This is a genomic window from Spirosoma migulaei, assembly GCF_054776855.1.
In genome coordinates, this window is sequence record NZ_BAAHBG010000056.1 from 1 (window position 1) to 1,427 (window position 1,427).

Annotated in this window: 1 pseudogene; it reads left to right on the forward strand. The window is 48.3% G+C overall.

Annotated features, from left to right (window positions below):
• Positions 1-26: 26 nt before the first annotated feature.
• Positions 27-1,427, forward strand: a pseudogene (locus ACYVGO_RS38740) (IS3 family transposase); the annotation flags it as partial.

Genomic DNA, 1,427 nt, shown 5'->3' on the forward strand with positions numbered 1-1,427 from the left:
ATTGTTTCACTCAAATCTCCTTAATTATGTCCAATTCGGCCAAAACATCCAAAGCCAAGCGTACAGCCTCTCAATCTCCCACCTCTGCCGAGCGCAAGCCTGCTTTATCCATTATCAAAGACATTCAGCGACAAACCCGACGACAATACACCGCTGAAGAAAAGATCCGGATTGTGCTGGAAGGCCTACAAGGCGAACAGTCAGTAGCCGAGATTTGTCGGCGAGAAGGGCTCAATACCAACATTTATTACCGCTGGATCGGACCGCCGAAGCGGTAAAGAGTTTCTAAAAGCAGGGAAAAAGCGATTAGCAGGTGACACAACACGGGAAGCCACCGCTCCCGAAGTGCAGTCCATCAAGTCCGAAAATGAGGCTCTTAAACAGCTGGTAGCCGAACTAAGCTTGGAGAATCGGGTATTAAAAAAAAGCCTTAAGGCCGACGACTAATCCCGATCATCACATGACTCAGTCCGAGAAAATGGAGATTATAAGCTTAGTCGAACAGTCACCCCTGAGCGTAAAGGCCACGTTACGGGAACTGGGGATCAACCGAGCTACTTTTTACAGCTGGTATAAGCGTTATTTAAGCGATGGCTTTGATGGCTTGGCCGATCAGCCTTGCCGTCGGACAAGCATCTGGAATCAACTACCAATCGCTGAAAAAAATCGAATTGTTGAGCTAGCTTTAGATCGCCCTGACCTTTCCAGTCGCGAACTGGCTTGCTATATTGTTGACAATGAGCAGTGGTTTGTGTCGGAATCGACCGTTTACCGGGTTCTCAAAAGTTGGGGACTAATCACTACCCCTGCTTATCGGTTGATGGAAGCGGCTGACCACTTCTATAATCCGACCACGGCACCCAATCAACTTTGGCAGACCGACTTTACGTACTTCAAGATAAAGAATTGGGGATGGTATTATCTGTCGACAGTGCTGGATGACTACTCTCGCTATATTTTAGCTTGGGAACTCTGTCCAGGCATGCAGGCGACAGATGTGGAGCGAACCGTGCAAGCCGCTCTGAAAGCGAGTAGTCTGAAAAGTGGCCAGCGGCCTCGTATGCTGTCCGACAATGGGTCGGCTTATGTGTCTCGGTATCTAAAGGAGTATCTGAAAGGAGAAAGCATCGATCATATTCGTAGCGCTCCCTTTCATCCTATGACCCAAGGAAAGATTGAGCGGTATCATCGATCCATGAAAAACGTCCTGCTATTGGAACACTACTATAGTCCGGATGAACTAAGAACCCGTCTAACGGAGTGGGTAGACTACTATAATCATCAACGGTACCATGAATCATTGGACAACGTACGGCCAGCGGATGCGTACTGGGGTCGCCAAGAGCAGATCTTGGCCCATCGGCAAAAAACGAAGCAGCTAAGTTTGTCCCAACGCCGGAAAAATCATATTTTTCAGCGAGCCCAAA